Source organism: Alteribacter lacisalsi (assembly GCF_003226345.1).
GTDB lineage: Bacteria > Bacillota > Bacilli > Bacillales > Salisediminibacteriaceae > Alteribacter > Alteribacter lacisalsi.
In genome coordinates this window covers 2,238,324-2,263,201 of the sequence record NZ_PDOF01000001.1, presented here as the reverse complement: position 1 = coordinate 2,263,201, position 24,878 = coordinate 2,238,324, and the positions used below count along the sequence as shown (strand labels likewise).

Below are 24,878 nucleotides of genomic sequence, written 5' to 3'. Positions count from 1 at the left end.
TCAAACTTGTCTAGTGACGAAAGCGGAGAGGTCACACCCGTTCCCATGCCGAACACGGAAGTTAAGCTCTCCAGCGCCGATGGTAGTTGGGGGCTCTCCCCCTGTGAGAGTAGGACGTCGCTGGGCAAGTTCATATTATTCCACAGTAGCTCAGTGGTAGAGCAATCGGCTGTTAACCGATCGGTCGTAGGTTCGAGTCCTACCTGTGGAGCCATACGGAGAGCTGTCCGAGAGGTCGAAGGAGCACGATTGGAAATCGTGTAGGCGGTGTAGAACCGTCTCGAGGGTTCGAATCCCTCGCTCTCCGCCATAATGGCCCGTTGGTCAAGTGGTTAAGACACCGCCCTTTCACGGCGGTAACACGGGTTCGAATCCCGTACGGGTCACCATCACTTACATAATTACTGTAAAAATGAAGCGCAGTACGGATGAAAGTCCGAAAACGGCTTCTATAGCACAAGTGGAGGATTAGCTCAGTTGGGAGAGCACCTGCCTTACAAGCAGGGGGTCGGCGGTTCGAGCCCGTCATCCTCCACCATCTTTCTTCTTAACGGGAGAAAGGTGAAACATTAAACGGTCTGATATGACCGTAAACTTTTATCGTCGCGGGATGGAGCAGTCTGGTAGCTCGTTGGGCTCATAACCCAAAGGTCGGAGGTTCAAATCCTCCTCCCGCAACCAAATAAGGTCCCGTGGTGTAGCGGTTAACATGCCTGCCTGTCACGCAGGAGATCGCCGGTTCGATCCCGGTCGGGACCGCCAGTATGGCTCGATAGCTCAGTCGGTAGAGCAGAGGACTGAAAATCCTCGTGTCGGCGGTTCGATTCCGTCTCGAGCCACCATTTTGTGTGCTGGCCTAGCTCAATTGGTAGAGCAACTGACTTGTAATCAGTAGGTTGGGGGTTCAAGTCCTCTGGCCAGCACCACTTAATAACCCTTGACTGGTCAAAGGTTATTTTGTAAAATATGAAATGTCTCTTATGGAGGGGTAGCGAAGTGGCTAAACGCGGCGGACTGTAAATCCGCTCCCTCAGGGTTCGGCGGTTCGAATCCGTCCCCCTCCACCATTTGAATTTTTTATGAACAATGTCTCCGATAGGGGCATAGTTTAATGGTAGAACAGAGGTCTCCAAAACCTCCAGTGCGGGTTCAACTCCTGCTGCCCCTGCCATTATTCTTTTATGATGGCGGCCGTGGCGAAGTCGGTTAACGCACCGGATTGTGGCTCCGGCATGCATGGGTTCGAATCCCATCGGTCGCCCCATTATAATAAAAGTACGTGAATATAGGGCTATAGCCAAGCGGTAAGGCAACGGGTTTTGATCCCGTCATGCGCAGGTTCGATCCCTGCTAGCCCTGCCATTTTCGCGGAAGTAGTTCAGTGGTAGAACACCACCTTGCCAAGGTGGGGGTCGCGAGTTCGAATCTCGTCTTCCGCTCCATTTTCATATTGTTGAGGCGGCATAGCCAAGTGGTAAGGCATGGGTCTGCAAAACCCTGATTCCCCGGTTCGAATCCGGGTGCCGCCTCCATTTTTTTATTTGTGTAAAATTAAACAGCCTAAGCCGGTGTGGCGGAATTGGCAGACGCGCACGACTCAAAATCGTGTTCCTCACGGAGTGTCGGTTCGAACCCGACCACCGGTACCATATAAAGCGTTCTTATTTGTTTTTTACCGTGAATAATACAGGATATCAACCGTTTCTCACAGATGTGGGAGACGGTTTTTTTGTGTTTTCGGTGACTATAACTCTGTACTGAATATGTTCAAATCGTGTGAACGAATCGTACGCATAGGCGGTGAGATAAAGTATGGTACGGAGAAGTAATAACCTGACTGATAAAGAACTAACTGTTGTTCGGGATAAGACAAGGAACTATGTTGAATCTTTCGAGGAAGCAATGTCCATATTTGAACAGAACTGTGAACTGAGAAACCTACGACCAGATACTGTGAAATACTACCGGAGAGAAGTATCGGCCTTCCTGAATATACTGACTGAACAAGGTATTGACCTTGAAAGGTTTAAACCTTCTGATGTGACTGAAGAACATATCAAGATGAACCTAATTCTGTACATGAAGAATTACCGTGGATGTAAGCCAGTTACAATAAACACACGATTACGGGCTTTACGGGCTTTTTATAAGTTCCTGTACAGTCAGAAGCTGATACCGACAAATCCCATGAAGAACATTCAGATGATGAAGGACAGAAAACGTGTGATTCCTACTTTTACAAAAGAGGAACTCAACAAGCTGTTAAAGCAACCGGACTTAACCACTTTCACAGGTTACAGAGATTACACGTTAATGATGCTGTTTCTTGAAACCGGTATAAGGGTTAATGAAATGACTGGCTTATCAATAGCTGATATTCGTTGGGAAGATAACTTGGTGTGTATAAGAAATGCCAAAAGTTACAGGGAACGGTTAGTGCCCATTCAAAAGGTGATGAAACAACAGTTGAAAAAGTACATTGCTGTTAGAGGTGCAGTATCAACTGATTCGCTTTTTATTACAATCGATGGCACCCCATTAACTAGAAGAGGTATTCAGGTAAGGGTAGAAAAGTATGGAAGGTTAGCCGGAATAAAAGGTGTGAGATGTAGCTGCCACACGTTCAGACATACGTTTGCAAAGCTAAGTGTTCAACAAGGGGCTAACATATTTGAACTTCAAACAATATTAGGCCACACCAGCATGGAAATAGTTAAAACTTATGTGAACTTGTTCGGCGTTGACGTTAGAGAGAAACACAAAACATTTTCCCCATTAAAGATGCTTGAAAGGAGAAATACCTAATGAATAGTTTTCCTGATATCGAGACTACTCCAAGAATAAAAGCTATTGCCTGGTATACGAAAGAAATAAACAAAGTATTGATTGATGGCAAAGGGACAGAGGAATATAAAGAAGCTTTACTTGAATGGAAAAACAAATTCGTGAAGAAGCAAAAGAGGTAAGAAAAAAGCCACCTACTGCCATAGGTGACCATTTGAAGCACGTATAAACTGAATAGCTGAACACTAATCAGCCCATAATCAACCTTCATTTTATCTGAAAAAAATTGATGATGCAAGGCTTGTTAAGTAATGGCTTTTTGATACTGATTACTGTTCACTTGCTGGATGCCATGAATAGCAAGAAAAAATAACCTGAAAGGTAAGCTGAATCCGATGCAATAACTTCAGCGTTCTCACATGTAACAGTTCCTAGTTTCTGTTGTGAGAAGTCTAGGTGCGAACGACCATAAACGGTTCGGCGGTTGCTTGGCATACTACGGTATGGGTAGCACTGAACAAACACCAGCATACAGGACAAGCTTTGTATGTAAAAAGTTCAGTGTTGAAGAAATTCAAGCGTTTAACTAGGGTGATACATACGGAAACCACAGTTTTCCATTACCATTCAGTATTATAACGGCTACTTTCTTGCCAACATCATATTGTTGGTTAGAAGGTAGTCATTTTTGTGTCCACCGTTGTCCACGTTAAGCCACCCCATTCAGCGACAAAAACACAAAAGAATCAACATCAAAATCAGTAATATGTGCTAGAATTTGGTTAAAGAGAAAAGTAGAATTTGAAATGGGTGGGGGTACTTCGTGTGAAAGAGTTAGGTGAGAGAATAAAGAAACTAAGAATTAAGAAAGGGTATAGTTTGCGGGGACTAGGTGATAGGATTGACACAAGTTTTACACATATATCTAGAATTGAAAGTGGACAAAAAACACCTAATTTATCCTTTTTATATAAGCTATCAGAAGCCCTTAATGTTCCCATGAATTACTTCTTTCAAGAGGAATGGGAAGAAGAAGAATTTGAAAACATTAATGAAAGTGAACTACTAAGAAAGGCATTAGAAAAACTAGAAGAGAACATTAAGGAAATAGGTGAAGATATGAGAGAGGAATTTAATAGCGTTAACAATAGATTAGATAAAATAGAACAGTCCGATAAGCTTAAAGATTTAAAAACTAAACCTTGAACCTGACTTAAAGAGTCGGCACTAAATGTAATTCATTGTTTCACAATAGAAAGCTTACATTTTGATAGAAGTATTAAACGAGAGTTATAAATGATTTTAAATACTTAAAGTGGAGTCGTTGAAAATGAAAATTAGTGAAATAACAAGTAAATTAGATAAAATGTTAAGTGGTAAAACAATACAAAAACTCTCTGGAAAACCTAAAAAGTGTTATAAGTATTCTATGACAGCAATTTTCTTAAATATTTGTGCAAATGAACAAATGTCAGATGGTCAAACTTTAAATTTTGGAATAGCAGAACACATATTACAAAATCCAGAAGAATATAAGTCTGATAATAGTTTAGAGTATTTTAAGTATATGGTGGAGAATAGCTTCAATAATGCTTTTTATCATAACCCTAAAGAGTACAAAACAGTGGATAAGGTTATAAACTTGTTTCGTGAGATTGTACTTAGTACAAAAAAGCACGGAACCTGTCTATTAGAGGTCAGGAAATTGGAAGACATTTTTGATGTGAAAAGATTTTATCAGAAAACGCACCCAAACATACAACCCCATCACTGGATAGAGATAAACTTAGTAAGAGGAATGATACCAACCTTTCCTGATTTCTTCACATACTCCGATTTAGTTAATACATGGAATATTTATGTAGAAAAAAGAGAAGCATTTAAACTTGGTATGTTTTCGGAACCAAATGTCTCAAAATTAGAGATACAGTATAGCACTGATAATAAAAAATTAAAGTATGAAATGGACGCACTTGTAAGAACTTTATGGATAGGTTCAATAACGTTTGCAGAATCATATTTATATTACTTGTTTTACAACATAAAACAAAGTGGTTATACTCCTAAAACAGAATCAGCCAAAACAATTTTACAACAAGATAGAGTCGAGGACGAAGTCGTAATAAAGAGAATTGTAATACCCGAATTTATGCCAGAGAAAAGAAAACACTTAAATACAAAATTAAAGGAGTACTCAAAATTCAATAAAGTAAGAAATAAATTTATACACCCATCTGCTTTTCACAATGAACAGGAAATGTCGGACCTTTTACCATTAATTACTACAAGTTATAATGATTTAGCTACTGTGCTAGAATCGAATATTAATTTCATTAAGGAAATTGAAGATAATCTTCCAGAAAAATTTAAGATATTGTTCTGGTGGGATAATGTTAAGCATCCAGATTTTAAAGGGTTAAAAAAAGGTAATATGATTGGTGTACAGGAATGAAGTTAAAAATTATTAGTGTGTATATACGAATTTAAATATGATTTATAAAAGGAGGTTCTTCTATTTGTCTGATGTTAAAGCAGAAAAACATGACTTAGAAGATAAATTTAAAATTAAAGGGCTTTGGTGGTTGCCTGATTCAGATAAGAAAGTTGCAGGGTTTCTGTATTATAGTTCAGAAAAAATAGAATTAGAATTAAATGGTTCATTTAACGAACAATTTATCCACACTCATGAAGTAAGAGTTTTTGAATATATTCACGGAATGTCAAATAAAGGAGAGATGTTTACGTTAATAAAGGTTATGGAGAGAAAGTCAAATATTAGCTATCCTGGTTACGACACTGGTACTTATGGAGTTGACAAATTCATTACTGGTGGATATTTTAAATCAGAAGAAGAATTGTACTTCAATTCAATAGAATTTAATACAACACACCTTACTACTTGGCTTCAAAAACAACCCTTTAAAACAAACTACACTCTTGATAAGAATAGAGTTAAAGAAAGGCATATGATTTATACACCACCTGAAAAGTTCGAAGTTGATATATCCTTAATTAATGCCAAAATAAAAGAATCTTATATTGCTAATTTTAGTAGGACTCTAAATGTTAATGAAGAATGGAATTTCACAAGTTATTTAGAATTAGTACCTCGAGAAAATAAACATTCTGGCTGGTTTTTGGAGAATATAAAAAAAATAAAAGATTTACTTAGTTTGTTTGTGGGAAATGGAATCAATTTTAAATCTATTAAGTTTAAAGGTCCCTATGATGCAGAGTGGGATACTCGTAAAACTTTTTCTCTGTTTATTACCCAGGGATATAGTATAAATTACGATAAAGATAAGAGGGAAAACTATTTAATAGAATATAAAGAAGCTAAAGATTCGTTAGGCAAATTATTTAATAATTGGTTTGAGAAACAAGATAAATTGGAAACAATAATTAACTTACATCTAAGTAAGTTTTATAAAGAATCATACATTGAAACCACTTTTTTAGAATCAGTGCAGACTTTGGAAATCTATCATAGAAAGGTATACAACACTAAATATTTTGATGAAGAATTATATACTGAACATTCATCAAAGGTGATTGATTATATTGCAAGTAATATTCCAGAGGAATTACACGAAAGGTTATTTGGACTTTTAGAACATGGAAATGAATATTCTTTAAATAAGAGATTAAAAGAACTATTAAACAAATTTCAGCCTAGTACACTTCAATTTATATTGGGGAAAGACAATAGTAAAAGTAAGAAGAGATTTGTAAATCAGTTAGTGGATACACGTAATTACTTAACACATTATGAGTTAGGAAGTAAGAAGAACGTTCTAATGAAAGGAGAAGATAAATATTATGCCTCTGAAAAGATAAGATTATTGGTTACTATTTTACTTTATAAAGAAATTGGTTTTGATGAACAATCAATTTTAACTAAATTAAAGATTTTTCCAAATTGTTGGTTCCTACATTCAATTAAATGAATACAAGTTTAAATTAAGAAAATATTCCCCTTACTTTTTTTGTAGGGGGAATTTGCTTAACCTATATGACATTATAGACCTAATCGTAACAAGATTTTTCATCATTAGGGATGCCATGAATATGGTAATCATGCTTTTCCCTTTCCCTACATATCGTTACCCAAGTACTCCTTCAAAAGAGTTCTCATTCTCTTACTAGGAATGTATAGGTTGATAGGCTTACCGTCTCTTATTTGGCTTCTAAACAACCACTGAAGCAATTCTGACAAGGCATATAATTCCTCATCTACTTCAATTCCATGTTTACCAAAAAATTGTTTTGTAACGGGGTTCAGAAAGCGGTTTGCCAAGTAAATACAGGTAGTTTTATCTTTATATTCGTTTGTGGCCCGGCTGGAAACCTGAACAAAGCCTTCATTCAGCCCGTGCGGTGTTATACCTCCACGCCCGGTAAACTCCTTAAAAGTCGTCCACATCACTTCACTTGCAGGCACCTTACATTTATTTCTGTAAAAGTTATAGGCATTGTCACGGATAACCTTCTTAACTGCTGATTGCTTATGGCGGGTTCTTAGGTTAGACACGCTGAAATCTGTTCTTCTGTTCCCCAACTTATTCATATCTTTTCTGTCAGCTTTAGCAGGGTGGTAGATGTTAATGTTTTTCTTTATGTGTTCTCTGTCCTCTTTAGAGAAATCCACGTATTCTTTCAGCATATATTCTCCACCAACTTCAGAAACGGAACTATATTTATAATTAATTTTGAACAAGTCAAAATAGGCACGTTGCACTTGTCCATGAAACAAGTATGTTAGTAGAAAAACATCATCAAAACACTTGAACGTGCTGGCAGGAAATGTCCAGTACAGAACTACGGGTTCGCCGGCTTCATCTTCATACATCATTAGATTTCTGGCGTAGGCAAGGTTTCTGATTTTAGTGAAGTACCCTTCATCACTGTCATAATCAGGTTTATCCCAGTGTACTAATCCGTTTTCATCAGCCCGGATAATCCCTTCATTGTGAAGTAGTTTCAAATCTGATTTTGTGTACTCATTAAGCGGTGCAATAACGTCCATTACTTCATCCAGAATCAGGGTATAATCTTCAATTTCGAGTAGTTCAATCAGTTCTGCATCTACACGCTGGAATAATGAATGAGTGGAAGCAATGTCCAAACCTTCAGCAATTAGTTTCTTTATGTCGACCAGTTTCGTTGTTTCAGCATTGGAAGGCTTGACAAATTCTCTGTACGTACATTCTGAAATAATCCGTTCGACTTCATCAGCAAACGGGGTGATATAAATGAACTTTTTCCGGGCTGGTGAACTATTCATATATTGAATGGCCCAGCTACTTTTTCCGCTACCCATAATTGAATCAATGACATTTATAGTTGTGTATTCTGTAAACGTGGCCGGTTTCAAAAGTGACATATCAGCTTCATTCCTTTCGGTTCGCTTATTTCCTTACAAACCTGAAACAGTAATGAAGCTGAAAATAGACAGTTTTAACTGTTGGAAAAATAATCAATATTCTTGTTTACTTTTGAAGCTGAGTAAACGAACGCTGAAACCGTTGGGCCACAAGGGGTTTACACTTTTTTTCTTTAAAGGAAAGGTTAATAAAAGAGAAGTTCAAAACAATGAAGGATGTCCGGGCAAATAACGCCCGTCCACCTTCCATTAAAAAACAAACCTAAAGAAAGTACTGAAAAGAACGCTGAAGATATCCCGGCCTGTTATTCAGCATCCATTACAGATAAAAGGACAGTATTATAACCCGGTGCTGAGTGGATACGAAGCACACCTGAACGAGGGGCAACGAGTGAAGGTAAAGAACGTTCCCTTCATGTTACTTATCGGATTTGTTTCTCACCCTCCCATTTTTTCCTGTTCTATTCCTGTTACAGTACCCGACACTATTTCAGACTGTTTTTCAGCGGTTCTTCTGTAATGGACATAGTTCTTGGATTTAGTTCAGTGGATTTCCTTGATTACTATCTTTATTCTGCATTGGAATGTAGCTGACTAAAAGGTAAGAACAATAGTCGGGGGTGCTTCATAAATGTTCAATGATAGTTGTAAAGAACGATGAAGAACAAAAGATATAGAGAAGGCTGGAAAGGGGCTTTTCTTCTTCAGGGACATATATAAATAAGGCAGAAGGAACAATTATTTCGAGAATTGTGTATTGAGTGGGGGCAGATAGGGGTTTTTCAGTGATAAAAAGGCAGGGGTTTAAACCACGAAAGCTGCCAGTCGCATGGAAAAGAAAATGAAAACATATAAAAAGTGAACTGGATACAATCCCCAATCCACTCATTATTATTATGGTAGTCGATATTCTGTTTCAGATGTTTGAAAGAATAGCTTGTATAATGTCTGTTGCTTACTTTCGATAACATTTGCTGTTACGTATGTACCTCTTAAAATATTACCGTTGCCGTCCATCAAGTTTACTTCTTGACTATCGTTCTGTTTGAAGGTATTAAATATAATTTCAATGTTGTCCTTACTTACAGAAGATTCCTCTCGAATAATATCTTGTGTATAAGCATCTACAAACTGTAACTTATGCATATCATCACCTCTTTTAAGCATGGTTCTATATACTTATAGTAAACTCATTACCGTTTAATGTAAATATTCAGTTTATTCATTTTGCCATTGCCCAACATTAAAAGAAGGCTTCATCAAACTCCAGAAAAGCCCGGTATATCAATGATGTATAGAAAGGTGCATATGGAATAATATCCTTGAAATCCAGAAACTTAGTTTAACCTTTGGTATAGCGGTTTTTTTGTTGTTTACTAGTTTACGTAATCTAGCTTATCGGAAGTCGTGTGTGCATAACTTATTCATTACTATACATAAATCAGAGTAAGCCTGATACATACTCTGGAATTTAGGGTTGTTTCTTTAGAGGGCTGGTCAATTTTCTGAAGGGGCATCATTCTATTACACCGGGGGCACTCTCTTTTCAAAAGCAAGGGGCATTACTTTTTTGTAGTGGCTGAAGTTATTGAAACATGAATAGGCTTCTTTATCCTGAACAGGAACCAGAACGGAACTGGAACAGATTCAGCAGAACAAGAAAGTTGTAAACCTTCAGCAATACCTTCAAGGTTTTACAGGATGGTACACAGAACACTCTGAACTCTACACAGAACATTTACCATTCAAAACTATGTAAAGCTGACACCGGAAATTTTAAAGGCTTTCAACTAAACAGTAGAAGCGATGAAATAATTGAAAGTTAATTTTCAAAGACATTTCTTTGTTTCATTATCTTTTCCTTTCAATTTGAAATCTGCCTTAAAGGAAGCTGAACCATCAGAAATACAAGCAAAAACTGATATAAATAACTACTTTAGAGTGATAAAACGGACGGGGGCACCGGGGGGCAGGGTCTGAAGTTTCCAGAGTTTGCGTGTTGAAAATATATAGCAAATTTTCTTGACGCAGCTGTCTTATTTCAAGTGCCTATCAAGCACCTAAGGGTGCAGAGGTAAACCACCTCTGTTTCAGGAGGATTTCTTCAGGCGTACTTAGTTTCTTCTATATTAATGGTGCAGGGTGCTGGCTTAACCGCTGGCACTCATTTTTATTTGCTTGGAAGTACTAATTTAGTACCTGTATTTTTCACTGAATAATAACAACTATTTAAAGGATGTGTAAGAAGATGACAGGCGAACTACTCAAACATTGCAGACAGGTGGCAGGGTATACACAGGCAGGGCTGGCTGAAGCAGTCGGCGTTTCTCAGTCAACTATGGTCAGACTTGAAAATGATGCGTTCCAGATGCGACCAGCTACACAGAGAAAAATTATGGAAGCTTTTGCTTCTGAAGGTATCGGGACAAAGGAAATTTCCCTTTTAACTGAACTCTTTAAAAGTAAGGGGATGCGGTAACGATGCAGGATGGACTGAACAAGCTGGCACAGATTGAACAGGCATTACGGAAGTATGATGATGGAGAACTTTATGAACTTAAATTACATTTAATCGCACTGGCGAATGAAGCATATGCGGAAATGAAAGAAAGCTGGTATACAGTCCGAGTAACCATACATGAACCGCATGACCGGCATATTCCAACATACCGAAATCGGGCCAAACAGTTACGAAGCTGTGTGCTGGTTGATATAGCAGAACTTTCGCACTTACTCAGTAAGAAGCGTATTGAAAAGCACCGCTGTTTTATTCTGCTTCAGCGACTGATTGAAGGAAGGCTTTACCTGAATCAACTAGAAGCAAAAATCGAACGTTTCGGGATAACCCGTGAAACGGCAAAAACGAATAAGAAAATATTGAAAATGTAAGGGGAGAAACATATGAATAGTACCGCTATGAAGCTACTGAACAGCGTTGATAAACCGGAAAGGCTTACAGAACGTCAGGCAGTAATTGCCCGTAAACTTGCTATGTCTCAGATGAATGAAAACCATAGTATCGAACAGTTCTGCAAAGCTAACGGCATGAGTACCAAAACGCTTTATGCCTGGAAAGATGAAGTACCCGAGTTCGAACATTATCTGAACCAGCTTTCAGATGCAATTGTACCGGAAGATGAAAGAAAAGCTTTCCAGAAAATAAAGAAGAAAATTATGGCGATTGCAGACAAAAAGTCACCTTCTGAAAAAGAAATAAACCTGTTTTTGGACACCTTCTCTTATGTGGCTGAAGCAGATAAACGAGAAAGGGCCCGGGCTTTAGGAATTGATTCAGGGAACGGGAACACCGGTTCAGATAACATGAGTATAGAGGATAAGAAAAATGTTCTCCTGAAGCGATTAAAAGACTAAAACTGAATTGAATATAATTATTCAAAAACTGAAAGGGTGTTTATAAATGACTTCAGCTATGACGAATATTAGCAAAGGTTATAAGGAACTAAGGAAGAAAGAACAGGAACCGAAAAAAGAGAAGAAAGAAACCATTCAAATGTCTGGGGGAAATGAAAACATGACGCAGGAAGAACAGATTCAGCTTCTAACAAAAGCTGTTGCAGATTTGCATGAACAATTGAACGGGAAACAGGAAGAAGCTTTTGAAGAAGAAACTGAAGCACCAGAAGCAGACCAGAAGGGCGGTGCTGAATAATGGCCCGTCCTACCAAGCGACAAACCATACTGAAACAGATGCAAGAACTACGGCAGAAGGTGGAAAGCGTACACGCAGAATATGATAAAGCAAAGCAAACAGCACAGCAGGAAGTGAAACAGCTTACTGAAGAAATTCCCGAATCGGAATCCCATGTGCATGAACTATATAGGGATTTCACTTTAGGTATTATTTCCGCTGAAGGTTTCGAGGAAGAACAGGCTGAACTGGATAGAAAAAAGAAGCTTCTTCAAATGTCACGGGATAAGATTGAAAATGTCGATTCGCTGAAGGGTGAAGAACTTCACCGCATTTACATGGATAGCCAGGAACTGTTCGCTGAATATGAAGCTGAAAAAAATAAGATGGATGCTGAAGCTAGTAAGGCAATCAGAGAAGCAAGGAAGCAGTATCTTGATGAAGTGGCCCGGATTGCTAAACCTATAAAGGATGCACACAGACACGTAATATGGTACGGAGAATTAGAAGTAGATGCAGGGGTAAAGAAAGATAACTACCGTGCTTATCATACTTCATTAGGGGCTTCACTACTCACAAAAGGCCCACACGCTGACGATGAAAAAAGGCACGATGTAACAGCCCAAAATATTGAAAAAGCGTTTCTGAAAAGAAAGATAGCCGAGTAAAGGCCGTTGCGTTATTGGGTGGATGTATGAATACCTGATAACGCTTCTTTTTTTTACATAATGATAGAAATAACTGAAAGGATGGATAGTGGATGATTAAAAGAATGTACCAGAAGCTGAAAAGCTACTTCAGCAGAAAGAAAGCAGAAGTAAAGCAGAAGAAACAGGCCGGCGTTATAGAGGAAGTGAACAGCCTTCAAGCAAGACTGAAGCAGATAACCACCGGGTATGATGACCAGATGAATAAGAGACAGGCAGAACTGAACCGGCTGAACCATGAGTATGGTAAAAAGTTTGATGAATGGAAGGCAGTTTTTCACCGGGTCAAAATGCGAACAGCACCGGAAGTTGAAGCGGATAAATTGAAAGCAAATATGGAACCGCTGGAAGAACGGATTCAGGAATTGAATGATGAACTGTATCAGATAGGAGAATATAAACGGCAAGATGTTCTTTACCTTACAGACAGCATTCACGGCTTGAAACAAGCCTATACAGAATCCCAGGTTGAAGCACTGGCCCGTTCTGCTGATGAACTTCTAAGAATAAAGGCTGATTATCAGCTGAAGCTTCAGGACTTCAGGAAGCAATACCAGCAGACCGGGAGTCTTGAAGCCGACATTCAAAAGCACCTTCAGGAACAGGGCATAAACTACCGCCCGGAAATGTCTGCCCGAGTGACAGATGCCACAGATAAGCACCTGAACGGCTTCAGTTTTGAAATTGATACACAGATGGTGAATGACATTCTGTCAGGCGGTGCGGTTGAATATGAACTTTTTAAAAGAGTTAGGAAGAAACAAAAGTAATGATTGTGGTCTGAAAATAACGCCTTTGCTGTTAGAGGTTTGTAAGACACCAATACACAAAGGTGGTTATTGAAATGAGAACAAACGTTATCAATGGGGCTTTTATTCTGGGGCATGTAAAGGTAGAGGAAAGTGGTTTGAGTATTATAAGTTCTACAGACCAGAATGTACAATATAGTAATGTATCTTCAGGTACTTATCCGGTTATAGCGGAAACTGACCTAGCAGGATTTGTAAACTATATTGTTATTGATGTTCAGAAATCAATAAATATTGATTATGTAGAAGTTGATAAAGAAGATTTCATTATTAATATGGCTGAATGATAGTCTATTTCAATGTGTTAATTACAACTAAAAAAGCGTTCATTGGTTCCTTTAAGCATTCTGGAACTGGTGAACGCAATTTTTAAAAAAGTTTCAGATATCACTTTGACTATTTACTTAGTGTTTCTAAAGGCGTGTTTTTGTTAGTTCGTTTAAATTGGATAATTGTTTTTCTTGTAGAAGTATAAAATCCTTTTCAAATCTTAAACGTACTGTATTTATTCTTGTTTCAACTATTAGATTTTCAACAAGGTAAAGGTTGTACATTAGTGAGTTACTAAGTAGATGCTTATCAAGTTTCTCGGCAGAAAATTCATATGCAATTTTTTTTTGGCGGTTTAGAGAAGCAAGAGTACTATCAATAAATATCTTCATTTTCTTCTTTTGCACATTGGATAAATTAATTCTATCTACTTTTTCTTTTAGTTCGGTGTATTCTTTAGTGATACCATTATCAATTTTTAAAAATTGACATTCTTTATTTATTAGAGAATGGTCCTGTGAGTTTGTGTTTAATAGATTTAAAAGGTGGTTATAAATAGTTTTTTCCTTAATAAGATATGCTTCAAGGGTTTCAAGTTGATAATTTAATGAGATTAATGCGTCTTGTTTATTAGAAATCACTCTGTGTCTTATAAAGGTAATCAAGGATACAATAATTAATAATACAATTAATAAAGTTAAGATGTTTTCAAACTCTTCATACCACACATAAATCACTCCGTTTTTTTTAGAGATTACTTATAAATTCCCAGAAAGCATCCCAACCGATTGTTATTGAAACAATAGATGAGACGAACCCAGTAATAATCGCTATAAAATTTAAAAATCTGATAAACCAGTTATTTGTTAATTTATATAAAGTTGGATATTGAATTAAACCTGTCCAGTATAATAACTCAATTGGCAATGTAACAAAAAATTTAACTCCTTCACGCAATAATACCAGCGGGTTCTTCAGCCCTTTTTTTGTTTCCTCATGTAGTTCTTCTAGGTAGCCAATACGCATAATTAGGTGGTTATAAACCATTTTAAATTCTTCACTTATTAATCGGGGATTTCTTAATGAATTAATTACATTAATTAAAAGTTGGTGGTTAGGTATGTAAGTAAGCGTTCCAGCTGGTTTATAATTAATAATCCCAAACTCCCCCAATAACCTTTGTGCTTTTGGGGCATTTTTTAGTAATTTTCCGTGTAAACTTGGTTCTTGTATACTAGGTTGCTTTCCTAAAAAGTTTTCAATGTAATTAATATAATCGTTATTATACTCAGTTATGAAATTGATTTCGTCTGTTAACCTTTTTAATGAAAGAACTTCTCTAATAAATCCTACAATAATAAGCCCGAGTGTAAGGGCGATAATTAAAAATAAATTCATACAGATATTCCCACCTTCAGTCCACATATTTACAATTTTTATTATACTATAAACAAGGTATTGGTTTATTAGACAGGAAAATAAATGTTGAATAATATAGGATTTGGATTTATAATTGTCACTAGTTCACTAATCGTATGAACATATCTAAGTACAACCAACGTTTTACTGTTGAATAAACGGTTATATCACAGTATTCTCACAGCAAATTCAAATAAAAACTTATTGGTACCGTACTGGTTGGCGACTCAAAATCGTGTTCCTCACGGAGTGTCGGTTCGATCCCGACCACCGGTACCATATACATACAGATGAATAAAAGGATCTTTCACAAATGTGGGAGATCCTTTTTTGTGTTCCAAATTTTCAGCTGGAAGCATACCTGAATCTGGATCATAGGTGTATATCCCCAACAGAATCCAGGAAGAAAATGAGGGACTCTCGCCTTACAGCTCTCCATGAAATAAGACAAAAGTTACCGCTTTATGTAAGCAAAAGGATGTGAAGGAAGTTTAAAGAATCAGAAAAAGCTGATAAATAAAACTATACTAAAAAATCTGCAATCCTTTATTGCAATATAGTGTCAGTTTGCTATAATGAACAACCATAACACTTAATTAAACAATGACTGACTGTTTTCCACTTTTACTGCAATTAACAGTTCCTTCGAAAGTCGGAAATGGTCGCATAAAATCTGTAAAAAGAGAGGGTCGAATAGATTAAAAGATTGATTAATATACAGAAAAAGTAAAACAGTATTCAAACAGGGTGCTGCCATTCACATTTTAAGCTATGGAGCGGAAAGCGTCCACCTGTAGCGTAATAAAAAAGTATCTATTCACTCCTGAACAGACAGTCTGGATCAGGAAATCAAGCATCACCTGCACTGCAAATTATCAGTTAATTTTAAATAGTCAGAAGTGCTATTTGTCGGGAGGAACGTTATGAATTCAGTCAGCCAACGTGATTCGCAGAAACAGTCACAGCTGCATAAGGATTTGATTGAGTGGAGGCGGTACCTCCATCAGAACCCTGAGCTGGGCCTGGAAGAATACAATACTCAGAGATTTGTAATGGAAAAGCTTACGGAAATGGGGGTCTCAAACAAACCGGTTACAGAAACAGGGGTAGTTGCTCTGATTGAGGGCAGGACGACGGGGCCGACAGTGGCAATCCGGGCAGACATGGACGCTCTTCCGATTCAGGATGAGAAAGATGTCCTTTACAAATCACAGATACCCGGCAAGGGTCATATGTGCGGACATGATGCCCATACCGCAATGCTTCTGGGAGCAGCGAGGCTGCTGAAAGAGAATCCGCCGGAGTCCGGGAATGTCAAGCTTATCTTCCAGCCGGCAGAGGAAGGCCGGTTCGGGGCCGATAAGATGATCAAGGCAGGGGCTCTTGAGGATCCGAAAGTTGATTCGATTGTGGCTCTTCACGTTCAGCCGACTGTTCCTGCAGGCGAAGCCACCATCACAGAAGGCATTACCTGCGCGGCAGCCGATTTTTTTGAAGTCGATATTATCGGCAAAGGCGGGCATGCCGCCCATCCTCATCAGGCGGTGGATCCGATCACCATTACATCGGAAGTGATTTCCTCCCTTCAGCAGATTACAAGCCGCCAGGTCGATCCGCTGTCACCGGCAGTGATCACGATCGGACAGATACACGGAGGCACGGCGGATAATGTGATTCCGACTTCAGTCAGGTTCGGAGGAACGGTCAGGACGATGGACGTTGCCTTAAGAGAGCAGATGGAGGAAAAAATGGAGAGTGTGATCAAGGGGATCACAAGCGCATTCGGCGCAACGTACAACCTCAATTACCAGTACTTTTTCCCATCGGTAGTGAACGATAAACGTCTCGTTCCGCTCATTGAGGAAACAGCCGAAGAAATTCTCGGAGAAGGAAAGATGACTCATGTGAAACCATCGATGGGCGGAGAGGACTTCTCGTTTTTCACCCACAGGGTTCCAGGGCTCATGTTCCGGCTCGGTGTCGGAAACAAGGCAAAGGGGATTGAAGCACCCCTGCACCATTCAAAGTTTGATCTTGATGAAGATGCTTTGCCGCTGGGTTCGGCTATGCTGGCCCGGTTTGCAAATAAATACCTGTTAAAACAACAAAGGGGGAAGTAAGAGATGAAAAAGTACAGATGGATGTCCGGCCTTATGCTCGGAGCGATGGTGCTCGCAGCGTGTGGTGGAGACACAGACGATACAGCAGCAGATGAGGATGGTGCAGCAGATGGAAGTGATGAAGAGGAAGAAGCGGCCATCGAGGAAGATGACAACACCCTTGTGATCGGTACAGGGACCGATATGGTGACATTTGATATTCATGACCATAACGCCACGAACACAGAAGCGATCCACGTAAACATGTTTAACTATCTCGTCAGACGTGATGGTGACGATGGGTTTGAAGGCGATCTTGCCGAAAGCTTTGAAAACGTTGATGATACAACTTGGCATTTTACTCTTCACGAAGGGGTTACATTCCATAATGGAGACGAACTTACAGCAGAAGATGTAAAGTATACATTTGACCGGGTTGCCAGTGACGACACGCTGATGGAGCACAGTAACTACAGACAGATTCAGGAAGTAAACGTGCTGGGAGATTACGAGTTTGAGATTATTACAGACGGCCCTGAACCGGCACTTCTGAACCGGATTTCCAGAATCGGCTCCGGAATCCTGCCTGCTGATTACATTGAAGAAGAAGGATGGGATCACTTCCTCTCCAATCCGGTAGGAACGGGACCATTCCAGTTCGCTGAATGGAACCGGGACGAGAGCATTGTGCTTGAGCGTTACGATGATTACTTCGGCGGAGACGTAACAGAGTGGGAGGAAGTTGTTTTCCGGGTTATTCCTGAAACATCTACCCGCGTGAATGAGCTTCTAACAGGGGGCGTACACATTGCAGAGAACGTGCCGCCGGCTGAATGGGATCGGGTAAATGACAACGATGGCACCTCTATTATCAGTGGCCCATCAAATCGGGTTATGCTCCTTATCCTCAACCAGGCTGAAGAATATGCGACAAGTGACAAGCGTGTCCGCCAGGCCATTGATCTGGCGATCGATAACGAGGCAATCACCGAGCACCTTTTAGGTGGAGAGGGTACACCGGTACAGTCCCGTGTGACACCAGGTAACACCGGTGCGCACCCGGATCTTTTTGACAGCTACAATCATGATCCGGATCAGGCAAGAGAGCTTCTTGAGGAAGCAGGTTACGGAGACGGACTGGAAATTACGTTCAACTCCCCTCAGGGTCGCTATATGATGGATTCTGAAGTAGCCGAGCTGATCCGAGGTATGCTGAGTGAAGTCGGCATTACGGCAAATCTGGAGTTCCTGGAGTGGAGCAACTTTGCAGATATGCATGCGAACAACAATAACGAAGAAATGTATTTCCTTGGACTAGGGAATTCCATGTTTGATGCAGCGCTCGGTATGGATACGTTCAGTGCCCAGGGTACGGCAAGAACCGGCTACGTGAACGATGAGCTTGATGAACTTCTCCAGGCGGCAGCCGTAAACATGGATGCGGAAGAACGTGAGCAGCAGTACCATCAAGCACAGGAGATCGTTGCAGAAGATCTGCCGTATGTATTCCTCTACCAGGCTGAAAGTATGGCTGGTGTGTCTGACAGTATCAACTACGAAATTGCTTTTGATGAAACGATTTACGTGGAAAACATCGAGAAAAATTAAAGCAGCACTGTGGGCCAGGGGGGATGGCCTTCCCCCTGGCTACTTTTTATATTCGCTGAGGTGAAAAAAGGATGAAGCGTTACTTAATACGACGTGTACTACAGGTGATTCCTGTTCTTTTAATTATATCTTTTATCGTTTTTTCACTCGTCTTTCTTGCAGGGAACCCGGTCGCTCTTATGCTCCCGGAAGATGCCTCACAGGAGCAGATTGCTGCCCTGACAGAATCGATGGGTTTAAATGAACCCTTTTACGTCCAGTATGGGATTTTCCTTGGAAATGCTATACAGGGGGATTTCGGAACGTCATACAGGTATAACCAGGATGCGATGAGCATTGTGCTGGAACGCCTGCCGCAGACTTTTGAACTGGCGGCGGTTTCCATGCTGTTTGCCACGATTATTGCGATTCCTCTCGGGATCTGGTCTGCAGCTAAACAGAACACAGTGATCGATGTGTTCGCAACAGGTGCATCTGTTCTTGGTAAAGCGATGCCGAACTTCTGGCTCGGGATCATGCTCATTCTCCTGTTTTCCGTTAACCTTTCCATTTTTCCGGTCTCGGGCAGGGGAAGCTTTATGCACATCATACTGCCGGCGATTACGCTCGGAACGGCCATAGCGGCGGAAATGACGCGGCTGATCCGGTCCAATATGATCGAAGTGATGCAGCAGGATTATGTGAGGACGGCAAAAAGTAAGGGGCAGAAGGATTCAATTGTCACCTACCGGCATGCCTTTAAAAACTGTTTAATTCCGGTTGTCACCATCATGGCGCTGCAGACGTCGAGTCTGATTGGCGGCGCGCTGGTTACAGAAGTGGTCTTTGCATGGCCTGGAATGGGACAACTCCTCGTTCAGGCGGTAAATGCCAGAGACATGGCGATTGTTCAGGCATGCGTATTTGTGATCGCAGTGGCCGTAATTCTAATGAATTTGCTCGCGGACATCGTCTACAGGCTGATTGATCCGAGAATTAAATACGATTAAAGGGGGGACAGAAGATGTCTGCCAATACAACAGCACAGACAGAAGCACCACTGGAAGATGAATTTGAAGTCTCACATAAACCGAAGCCGCTGCGGCGGTGGATGAAATTGCTGCTGCGCAGTAAAACAGGCACACTAGGACTTATTATTGTTCTGACTGTATGTTTTACGGCACTTTTTGCTCCTCTACTGGCGCCTTATGAGCCGGATGGGATGAACCCGGCCAGCATTAACGTCCCTCCTATGTGGCTGGAGGGAGGATCAAGTGCGCACGTGCTTGGAACCGACAGTCTCGGACGGGACATGCTCTCAAGAATTATCTACGGCAGTCAGGTATCTCTTTTGATCGGAGTTCTTTCCGTTGTAGTAGCGGGAATCATCGGGCTGGTGCTCGGAATTATGGCAGGATACTACGGAAAATGGATCGATAACATTGTTATGCGCACCGTAGATTCGTTTCTTGCCGTTCCAAACATCCTCCTGATCCTTGTTGTTCTCGGGATCTTTGGTTCGAACCTCCTGACGCTCATTCTTGTTCTCGGTGTGACCAACTGGGTTATCTACGCCCGGCTTGTGCGGGGGGAAGTGCTGAGCCTAAAAGAGCGAGACTTCGTCCGTGCGGCAAAATCAATCGGCACGAACGACAGGACGATCATGATGAAGCATATTCTCCCGAATGTGTTCTCGTCGTTTATTGTTATTTCAACGCTCAGCGTTGCGACAACCATTATTATTGAAGCGTCACTCAGCTTCCTCGGTCTCGGTGTTCAGCCGCCGACGATTTCGTGGGGGTACATGCTGAGTACCGGCCGTGACTATCTGGCAACGAGCTGGTGGCTGGCTACATTCCCGGGTCTTGCGATCACGATCACCGTTCTCGGCATCATCTTCTTAGGTGACTGGCTGCGGGACGTACTCGATCCACGGTCCCAGGGAAGACGGTCGTAGGGGAAATCAGATAATAATAACGAAGCGAAAGGCGGCGACTCCAGCGGGAATAGCATCAGCTGAAGACCCTGGAGGGCGTTTTCCCCGAGGAGGCTGAAGCTAGACCTGCGGAAAGTGTCCGCCTGCAGCGCAGAGTAATGTTCTGTCAGAACAGAGCGATAGATAAGAAGAGGGGGGAGCCTGTGTGGAACAGGAACAGCCTTTACTGGATGTACGTGATCTGAAAACCTATTTTCATACAGAAAACGGAACCGTTCCTTCGGTGGACGGTGTATCGTTTCATATAAACAAAGGTGAAGTTGTGGCCATTGTCGGCGAATCGGGCTGCGGGAAAAGTGTCACCTCCTATTCGGTCATGGGATTGGTCAGCTCACCGGGAAAAATTGAAGGCGGTGAAATCCTTCTCGAAGGAAATGACCTGACCAAGTATTCCAACCGGCAGATGAGGAAACTCCGCGGTAACGAAATGTCGATGATTTTCCAGGAGCCGCTCACTTCCCTGAACCCGCTGTTTACCGTTGGGTTTCAGATCAGCGAAGTGATTCTGCTTCACCAGAAAGTTTCTAAAAAAGAAGCGAAACAGAAAACGATCGAAATGATTGATAAAGTCGGCATTCCAAATTCGAAAAAAATCTACTCGAGTTTTCCCCACCAGCTAAGTGGGGGAATGCGCCAGCGGATCATGATTGCAATTGCCCTGGCATGCAACCCGAAGCTTCTCATCGCAGACGAGCCAACCACGGCACTTGATGTGAGCATCCAGGCTCAGATTCTTGAGCTGATGAAAAAGCTCAGGAAGGAGCTGGACACATCTATCCTTCTAATCACCCACGACCTTGGCGTTGTTGCGGAGATGGTGGATCGGGTGATCGTCATGTACGCGGGAAAAGTAGTGGAAGAAGGAACCGTTTTTGAACTGTTTAAGGATCCGAAGCACCCGTATACGAAAGGGCTGATGGAGAGTACCCCTAAGATTCACGAGCTGAAAGACGAGCTGTATTCGATCAAAGGAACGGTTCCGACACCGATGAATATGCCATCAGGCTGCAGGTTTTATCCGAGGTGCGCCTTTGCCACCGACAAATGCCGGACCGAAGCTCCTGACATTGAAGAAGTGAAGCCCGGACACCGGGTCAGCTGCTGGCTGCACGAAGACGGGGAGGTTAATCTGCATGAGTACGAACAAAAACAACAGCAAACAGCCAATTCTTGAAATTAAAGGACTGAAAAAGCACTTTGAGCTTTCCTCGGGCTGGTTTTCAAAAGAGCAGAAGTCAGTCAAAGCAGTGGACGGCATCGATCTGGAAGTGTACCCGGGGGAAACGCTCGGAATTGTAGGGGAATCGGGCTGTGGAAAATCCACAACGGGGAACACGATTCTCCGGCTGCTTGAAGCAACCGAAGGACAGATTCTGTTTGAAGGACAGGACCTTGCCTCCCTCTCCAAAAAAGAAATGCGGGAAAAACGAAAAGATATCCAGATGATCTTTCAGGATCCGTTTTCTTCATTAAATCCGCGGATGAAAGTATTTGATATTATCGCTGAACCGCTCCGTTCCCACAAGGTGGCCACCGGCGATGATCTGAGAAAAAGAGTGTATGAGCTGATGGAAACGGTCGGAATCAGCAAGTCCTTTGACCAGCGGTTCCCGCACGAGTTCAGCGGCGGGCAGCGTCAGCGGATCGGGATTGCCCGGGCACTGGCTCTGAAACCGAAGCTGATTGTCTGTGATGAACCGGTTTCAGCTCTGGATGTTTCGATCCAGTCCCAGGTGCTCAATCTGCTGTCAAAACTGCAGAAAGAATTCAATTTAACGTACATTTTTATTGCTCACGGTCTGCCTGCGATTAAGCATATCAGTGACCGCGTGGCGGTGATGTATCTTGGGAAAGTGGTGGAACTGGCAGACAAGGAGCAGTTGTTCTCCCGTCCGATGCACCCTTACACGGAAGGGCTTCTCTCTTCGGTACCGGTACCGGATCCCCACGTAAGGGACACGAAAGAGCGGATCATTTTAACAGGGGACCTGCCGAGCCCCGCAGATCCTCCGTCCGGGTGCCGCTTTCACACCAGGTGCCCGTACGCAGATGAGCTGTGTAAAACAAAAGAACCTGATCTCGTCGAGGAACGTGATGGTCACCATGTGATGTGCCATTATCCGCTCAAAGAGGGAAGAGGTGTACTCATTGAAAACTAGTCACACAGCATCAGACCAGCTTGCAAAAACAACCGCCTGGCTTGCCGGGGAAGAAAAAAATATGCTCACGCTGCTCGGGAAACTCGTTAATACCGACAGCGGTTCCTACGACCGTGACGGTGTGAACCTGGTGGGGAGTATCGTTCGTGGGGAATTTGAAGCACTCGGTTTCGTAACCGAGGTTCACGACGGAGGCGACTACGGGGATCATTTGAGCTTCGAGCATCCTGAGGCAGAAGATCCGGCGATCATTGCGGTCGCCCACATGGATACCGTGTTTCCACGGGGCACTGCAGCAGAGCGTCCGTTTAAAGTGGAAGGCGACCGTGCATACGGACCCGGCGTTGTTGATATGAAAGGGAGTCATGTGGCTCTCCTTTATGCGTTGAAAGCACTTGTACAGGACGGGCACGGGGAGTGCCTGAAGCACCTTAAGATTCTGTTTAACAGTGACGAGGAAGTGGGCTCCCGCTCCTCGCGGCCCCTGATTGAACGCGTGGCCGAAGGGAAAAAGTACGCACTCATTATGGAGCCGTCCAGAGATAACGGCACGGTTGTGTCCGCCCGCAAAGGCGGAGGCCGGTACGCTCTTCAGGTTGAAGGAAGGGCGTCACATGCAGGGGTAGCTCCTGAAAAAGGGAGAAACGCGATCGAAGTGCTGGCGCGAAAAGTCATCAAGCTCCATACGCTCAATGACTATGAAAATGGAGTATCTGTGAGCGTGGGGCTTGCTGAGGGAGGAACGGCCGTTAACACGATTCCGCCTGCAGCCAGTGCCCAGATTGATGTACGCGTATCCACCATGGAGCAGGCTGAAGAAGTAGTCAAGAAAATGGAAGCTATCTGTGCGGAAGAGGAAATGGAAGGAACCCGTGTGACGTTAAGCGGGCATATCAGCCGTCCGCCGATGATGGAAAACGAAGGCACCAACGAGCTGATCGGCGTGATGCAGGAAATCGGCAGGGAAATGGGTGTGAGCATCGAGGCCATGAAAACAGGCGGCGGCTCGGACGCAGCGTTTACAGCTGCTGCCGGCGTCCCGACGATTGACGGCATCGGCCCCATCGGCGGCAACGCACACAGCGAGGATGAGTTCCTGTATGTGCCTTCTTTAACAGAGCGCACCTGCCTGCTTGCGGAGACGATCAGAAGGCTTGTGGAAAATAGTGATTGAGTTTAACAGAGCACCTGTTGCAGGGTGCTCTGTTTTGCTGAGGTTTTTTTAAGGCAATGGCTGTTGCCTGACGAGGTGGGAGAGGGAGAAAGCAAACGTACTGATGCCGAGTCTCATCACTTTGCTCCTTAAGAAAGGCAGAAATGAAGAGAAAGGGGCTGAATCTCATCACGTTGCACTTGAACGAAGGCAGAAATGAAGAGCAGAGGCCGCACCGTGCTTTGAAAAAGTAAAAACGCCCCGAAGGACGTTTAGTAGTGATTTCGAAGTATGTAAGCCAGTTCTTCTTCCTCTGAGAGCAGGCGCAGTGCTTCCCCAACGGTTCCATCCTTCATCTGCCAAATTCTGTTGTGATCCTCGACTGCAGTAGAGAAATCGCCGTTGCGCCAGCGGGTCAGGATGCCGCGGTAAACCCCGACGTACGTGTATTCATTCGCTTCTACAACCTCAAGCAGCCGATCGAGTTTTTTATCTGTAATCATAAGAGAAGGTCCCCACTTGTCAGAAGCGTATATCTTCTGATGACTCATGTGGTGAATGTGTCTCTGCATCTGGCTTTCTCTCATATCAAGCGGGAAACGCTCGGCCACTTCATCTTCCGTGGGCATATCGATTAACTCCTCTACTACGATCGGTCCGCCGATTTCCTCTTCAACCTCTGCAATGATGCTTGTATCAATACCGGATGCTTCCTGGGAACCGAGCCAGAAGTATGTCCCGTATCCAATGGCGGTAAAAAACACAATCATCAGCGCCGCCAATTTCATTTTTCCCATAGTATTCCTCCAATTTCTCTGTCAAGCAGGGAATTGTGACTTAATTACTATTATTATAGTCTTATT

24 protein-coding genes, 15 tRNA genes and 1 rRNA gene are annotated in these 24,878 nt (G+C 42.2%); 35 read left to right on the top strand and 5 right to left on the bottom strand.

The window, feature by feature from the left end; all coding sequences use genetic code 11:
• Window positions 1–9: 9 nt before the first annotated feature.
• The 21 genes from rrf (at window position 10) to CR205_RS11215 (ending at window position 6,731) form a co-directional block, all read left to right on the top strand.
• Window positions 10–126 (top strand): 5S ribosomal RNA (gene rrf, locus CR205_RS11310).
• A gap of 13 nt (window positions 127–139) precedes the next feature.
• Window positions 140–214 (top strand) — tRNA-Asn (locus CR205_RS11305).
• Between the two features lie 3 nt (window positions 215–217).
• Window positions 218–310: transfer RNA gene (locus tag CR205_RS11300), tRNA-Ser, on the top strand.
• Between the two features lie 4 nt (window positions 311–314).
• Window positions 315–389: transfer RNA gene (locus tag CR205_RS11295), tRNA-Glu, on the top strand.
• A gap of 73 nt (window positions 390–462) precedes the next feature.
• Window positions 463–538 (top strand) — tRNA-Val (locus CR205_RS11290).
• 66 nt (window positions 539–604) lie between these two features.
• Window positions 605–681 (top strand) — tRNA-Met (locus CR205_RS11285).
• Window positions 682–686: 5 nt separating this feature from the next.
• Window positions 687–762: transfer RNA gene (locus CR205_RS11280), tRNA-Asp, on the top strand.
• 4 nt (window positions 763–766) lie between these two features.
• Window positions 767–842 (top strand) — tRNA-Phe (locus CR205_RS11275).
• Between the two features lie 8 nt (window positions 843–850).
• Window positions 851–926 (top strand) — tRNA-Thr (locus CR205_RS11270).
• Between the two features lie 56 nt (window positions 927–982).
• Window positions 983–1,067: transfer RNA gene (locus CR205_RS11265), tRNA-Tyr, on the top strand.
• A gap of 30 nt (window positions 1,068–1,097) precedes the next feature.
• Window positions 1,098–1,171 (top strand) — tRNA-Trp (locus CR205_RS11260).
• Window positions 1,172–1,187: 16 nt separating this feature from the next.
• Window positions 1,188–1,264, top strand: a tRNA-His gene (locus tag CR205_RS11255).
• A 23-nt stretch (window positions 1,265–1,287) separates the two neighbouring features.
• A tRNA-Gln gene (locus CR205_RS11250) sits at window positions 1,288–1,362 on the top strand.
• Window positions 1,363–1,367: 5 nt separating this feature from the next.
• Window positions 1,368–1,442 (top strand) — tRNA-Gly (locus CR205_RS11245).
• A gap of 15 nt (window positions 1,443–1,457) precedes the next feature.
• A tRNA-Cys gene (locus CR205_RS11240) sits at window positions 1,458–1,532 on the top strand.
• A gap of 32 nt (window positions 1,533–1,564) precedes the next feature.
• Window positions 1,565–1,649, top strand: a tRNA-Leu gene (locus tag CR205_RS11235).
• Between the two features lie 163 nt (window positions 1,650–1,812).
• Window positions 1,813–2,805: a tyrosine-type recombinase/integrase gene (locus CR205_RS11230; RefSeq protein ID WP_110519570.1), complete on the top strand. Its 993-nt coding sequence runs from the start codon at window positions 1,813–1,815 to the stop codon at window positions 2,803–2,805.
• A complete protein-coding gene (locus CR205_RS20275) occupies window positions 2,805–2,966 on the top strand; it encodes a hypothetical protein (protein ID WP_161524752.1) in 162 nt (53 codons plus the stop codon). Before CR205_RS11230 ends, CR205_RS20275 begins: the two co-directional genes overlap by 1 nt.
• A gap of 643 nt (window positions 2,967–3,609) precedes the next feature.
• Complete coding sequence (locus CR205_RS11225; protein WP_161524751.1) at window positions 3,610–3,990, top strand: helix-turn-helix domain-containing protein; 381 nt, start codon at window positions 3,610–3,612, stop codon at window positions 3,988–3,990.
• Window positions 3,991–4,114: 124 nt separating this feature from the next.
• Window positions 4,115–5,236, top strand: coding sequence for a basic helix-loop-helix domain-containing protein (locus CR205_RS11220; RefSeq protein ID WP_110519566.1), 1,122 nt, complete (start codon window positions 4,115–4,117; stop codon window positions 5,234–5,236).
• A gap of 64 nt (window positions 5,237–5,300) precedes the next feature.
• The gene (locus CR205_RS11215; RefSeq protein ID WP_110519564.1) at window positions 5,301–6,731 is read left to right on the top strand and encodes an ApeA N-terminal domain 1-containing protein; all 1,431 of its coding nucleotides are present in this window, start codon (window positions 5,301–5,303) and stop codon (window positions 6,729–6,731) included.
• 146 nt (window positions 6,732–6,877) lie between these two features.
• Here CR205_RS11215 and CR205_RS11210 read toward each other — a convergent pair whose 3' ends face one another.
• Both CR205_RS11210 and CR205_RS11205 read right to left on the bottom strand, forming a co-directional pair.
• Window positions 6,878–8,167, bottom strand: coding sequence for a hypothetical protein (locus tag CR205_RS11210; RefSeq protein ID WP_110519562.1), 1,290 nt, complete (start codon window positions 8,165–8,167; stop codon window positions 6,878–6,880).
• 894 nt (window positions 8,168–9,061) lie between these two features.
• Entirely contained in the window at window positions 9,062–9,313 is a 252-nt protein-coding gene (locus tag CR205_RS11205; protein ID WP_110519560.1) for a hypothetical protein, read from the bottom strand.
• Between the two features lie 1,102 nt (window positions 9,314–10,415).
• Here CR205_RS11205 and CR205_RS11200 point away from each other — a divergent pair.
• The 7 genes from CR205_RS11200 to CR205_RS11170 all read left to right on the top strand — a co-directional run bounded on the left by CR205_RS11200 (window position 10,416) and on the right by CR205_RS11170 (window position 13,619).
• Window positions 10,416–10,646 (top strand): helix-turn-helix transcriptional regulator, encoded by a 231-nt coding sequence (locus CR205_RS11200; RefSeq protein WP_110519558.1) that lies wholly within the window; start codon window positions 10,416–10,418, stop codon window positions 10,644–10,646.
• A gap of 2 nt (window positions 10,647–10,648) precedes the next feature.
• Window positions 10,649–11,056 (top strand): hypothetical protein, encoded by a 408-nt coding sequence (locus tag CR205_RS11195; protein ID WP_110519556.1) that lies wholly within the window; start codon window positions 10,649–10,651, stop codon window positions 11,054–11,056.
• A 12-nt stretch (window positions 11,057–11,068) separates the two neighbouring features.
• Complete coding sequence (locus CR205_RS11190) at window positions 11,069–11,539, top strand: phBC6A51 family helix-turn-helix protein (protein ID WP_110519554.1); 471 nt, start codon at window positions 11,069–11,071, stop codon at window positions 11,537–11,539.
• A gap of 46 nt (window positions 11,540–11,585) precedes the next feature.
• Window positions 11,586–11,837 carry a hypothetical protein gene (locus CR205_RS11185; RefSeq protein ID WP_110519551.1) on the top strand — a complete coding sequence of 84 codons (252 nt, stop codon included), beginning with the start codon at window positions 11,586–11,588 and terminating at the stop codon, window positions 11,835–11,837.
• Window positions 11,837–12,484 carry a hypothetical protein gene (locus CR205_RS11180; protein ID WP_110519549.1) on the top strand — a complete coding sequence of 216 codons (648 nt, stop codon included), beginning with the start codon at window positions 11,837–11,839 and terminating at the stop codon, window positions 12,482–12,484. The genes CR205_RS11185 and CR205_RS11180 overlap by 1 nt, the downstream gene beginning before the upstream one ends.
• A gap of 92 nt (window positions 12,485–12,576) precedes the next feature.
• Entirely contained in the window at window positions 12,577–13,293 is a 717-nt protein-coding gene (locus tag CR205_RS11175) for a hypothetical protein (RefSeq protein ID WP_110519547.1), read from the top strand.
• Window positions 13,294–13,367: 74 nt separating this feature from the next.
• Complete coding sequence (locus tag CR205_RS11170) at window positions 13,368–13,619, top strand: hypothetical protein (protein WP_110519545.1); 252 nt, start codon at window positions 13,368–13,370, stop codon at window positions 13,617–13,619.
• A 126-nt stretch (window positions 13,620–13,745) separates the two neighbouring features.
• On the opposite strand, the gene CR205_RS11165 is transcribed toward CR205_RS11170, so the two are convergent.
• Both CR205_RS11165 and CR205_RS11160 read right to left on the bottom strand, forming a co-directional pair.
• Window positions 13,746–14,330, bottom strand: a complete 585-nt coding sequence (locus tag CR205_RS11165) for a hypothetical protein (RefSeq protein WP_110519543.1) — start codon at window positions 14,328–14,330, stop codon at window positions 13,746–13,748.
• A gap of 19 nt (window positions 14,331–14,349) precedes the next feature.
• On the bottom strand, window positions 14,350–15,000 hold the full coding sequence (locus CR205_RS11160) for a hypothetical protein (RefSeq protein ID WP_110519541.1): 651 nt from the start codon (window positions 14,998–15,000) through the stop codon (window positions 14,350–14,352).
• Window positions 15,001–15,944: 944 nt separating this feature from the next.
• On the opposite strand from CR205_RS11160, the gene CR205_RS11155 reads away from it, so the two are divergent.
• The 7 genes from CR205_RS11155 (at window position 15,945) to CR205_RS11125 (ending at window position 24,036) form a co-directional block, all read left to right on the top strand.
• Window positions 15,945–17,141, top strand: a complete 1,197-nt coding sequence (locus tag CR205_RS11155) for a M20 metallopeptidase family protein (protein ID WP_110519540.1) — start codon at window positions 15,945–15,947, stop codon at window positions 17,139–17,141.
• A gap of 3 nt (window positions 17,142–17,144) precedes the next feature.
• Window positions 17,145–18,728 (top strand): ABC transporter substrate-binding protein, encoded by a 1,584-nt coding sequence (locus CR205_RS11150; protein ID WP_110519538.1) that lies wholly within the window; start codon window positions 17,145–17,147, stop codon window positions 18,726–18,728.
• 71 nt (window positions 18,729–18,799) lie between these two features.
• A complete protein-coding gene (locus CR205_RS11145) occupies window positions 18,800–19,717 on the top strand; it encodes an ABC transporter permease (protein ID WP_110519536.1) in 918 nt (305 codons plus the stop codon).
• A 14-nt stretch (window positions 19,718–19,731) separates the two neighbouring features.
• The gene (locus tag CR205_RS11140; RefSeq protein ID WP_110519534.1) at window positions 19,732–20,664 is read left to right on the top strand and encodes an ABC transporter permease; all 933 of its coding nucleotides are present in this window, start codon (window positions 19,732–19,734) and stop codon (window positions 20,662–20,664) included.
• 184 nt (window positions 20,665–20,848) lie between these two features.
• Entirely contained in the window at window positions 20,849–21,877 is a 1,029-nt protein-coding gene (locus CR205_RS11135; RefSeq protein WP_110519532.1) for an ABC transporter ATP-binding protein, read from the top strand.
• Entirely contained in the window at window positions 21,837–22,862 is a 1,026-nt protein-coding gene (locus CR205_RS11130; RefSeq protein WP_110519530.1) for an ABC transporter ATP-binding protein, read from the top strand. Before CR205_RS11135 ends, CR205_RS11130 begins: the two co-directional genes overlap by 41 nt.
• Complete coding sequence (locus tag CR205_RS11125) at window positions 22,852–24,036, top strand: M20 family metallopeptidase (protein ID WP_236634746.1); 1,185 nt, start codon at window positions 22,852–22,854, stop codon at window positions 24,034–24,036. Before CR205_RS11130 ends, CR205_RS11125 begins: the two co-directional genes overlap by 11 nt.
• A gap of 251 nt (window positions 24,037–24,287) precedes the next feature.
• Here the strand turns inward: CR205_RS11125 and CR205_RS11120 are convergent, their stop codons facing one another.
• Window positions 24,288–24,812, bottom strand: coding sequence for a DUF6241 domain-containing protein (locus tag CR205_RS11120; protein WP_110519528.1), 525 nt, complete (start codon window positions 24,810–24,812; stop codon window positions 24,288–24,290).
• Window positions 24,813–24,878 lie beyond the last annotated feature (66 nt).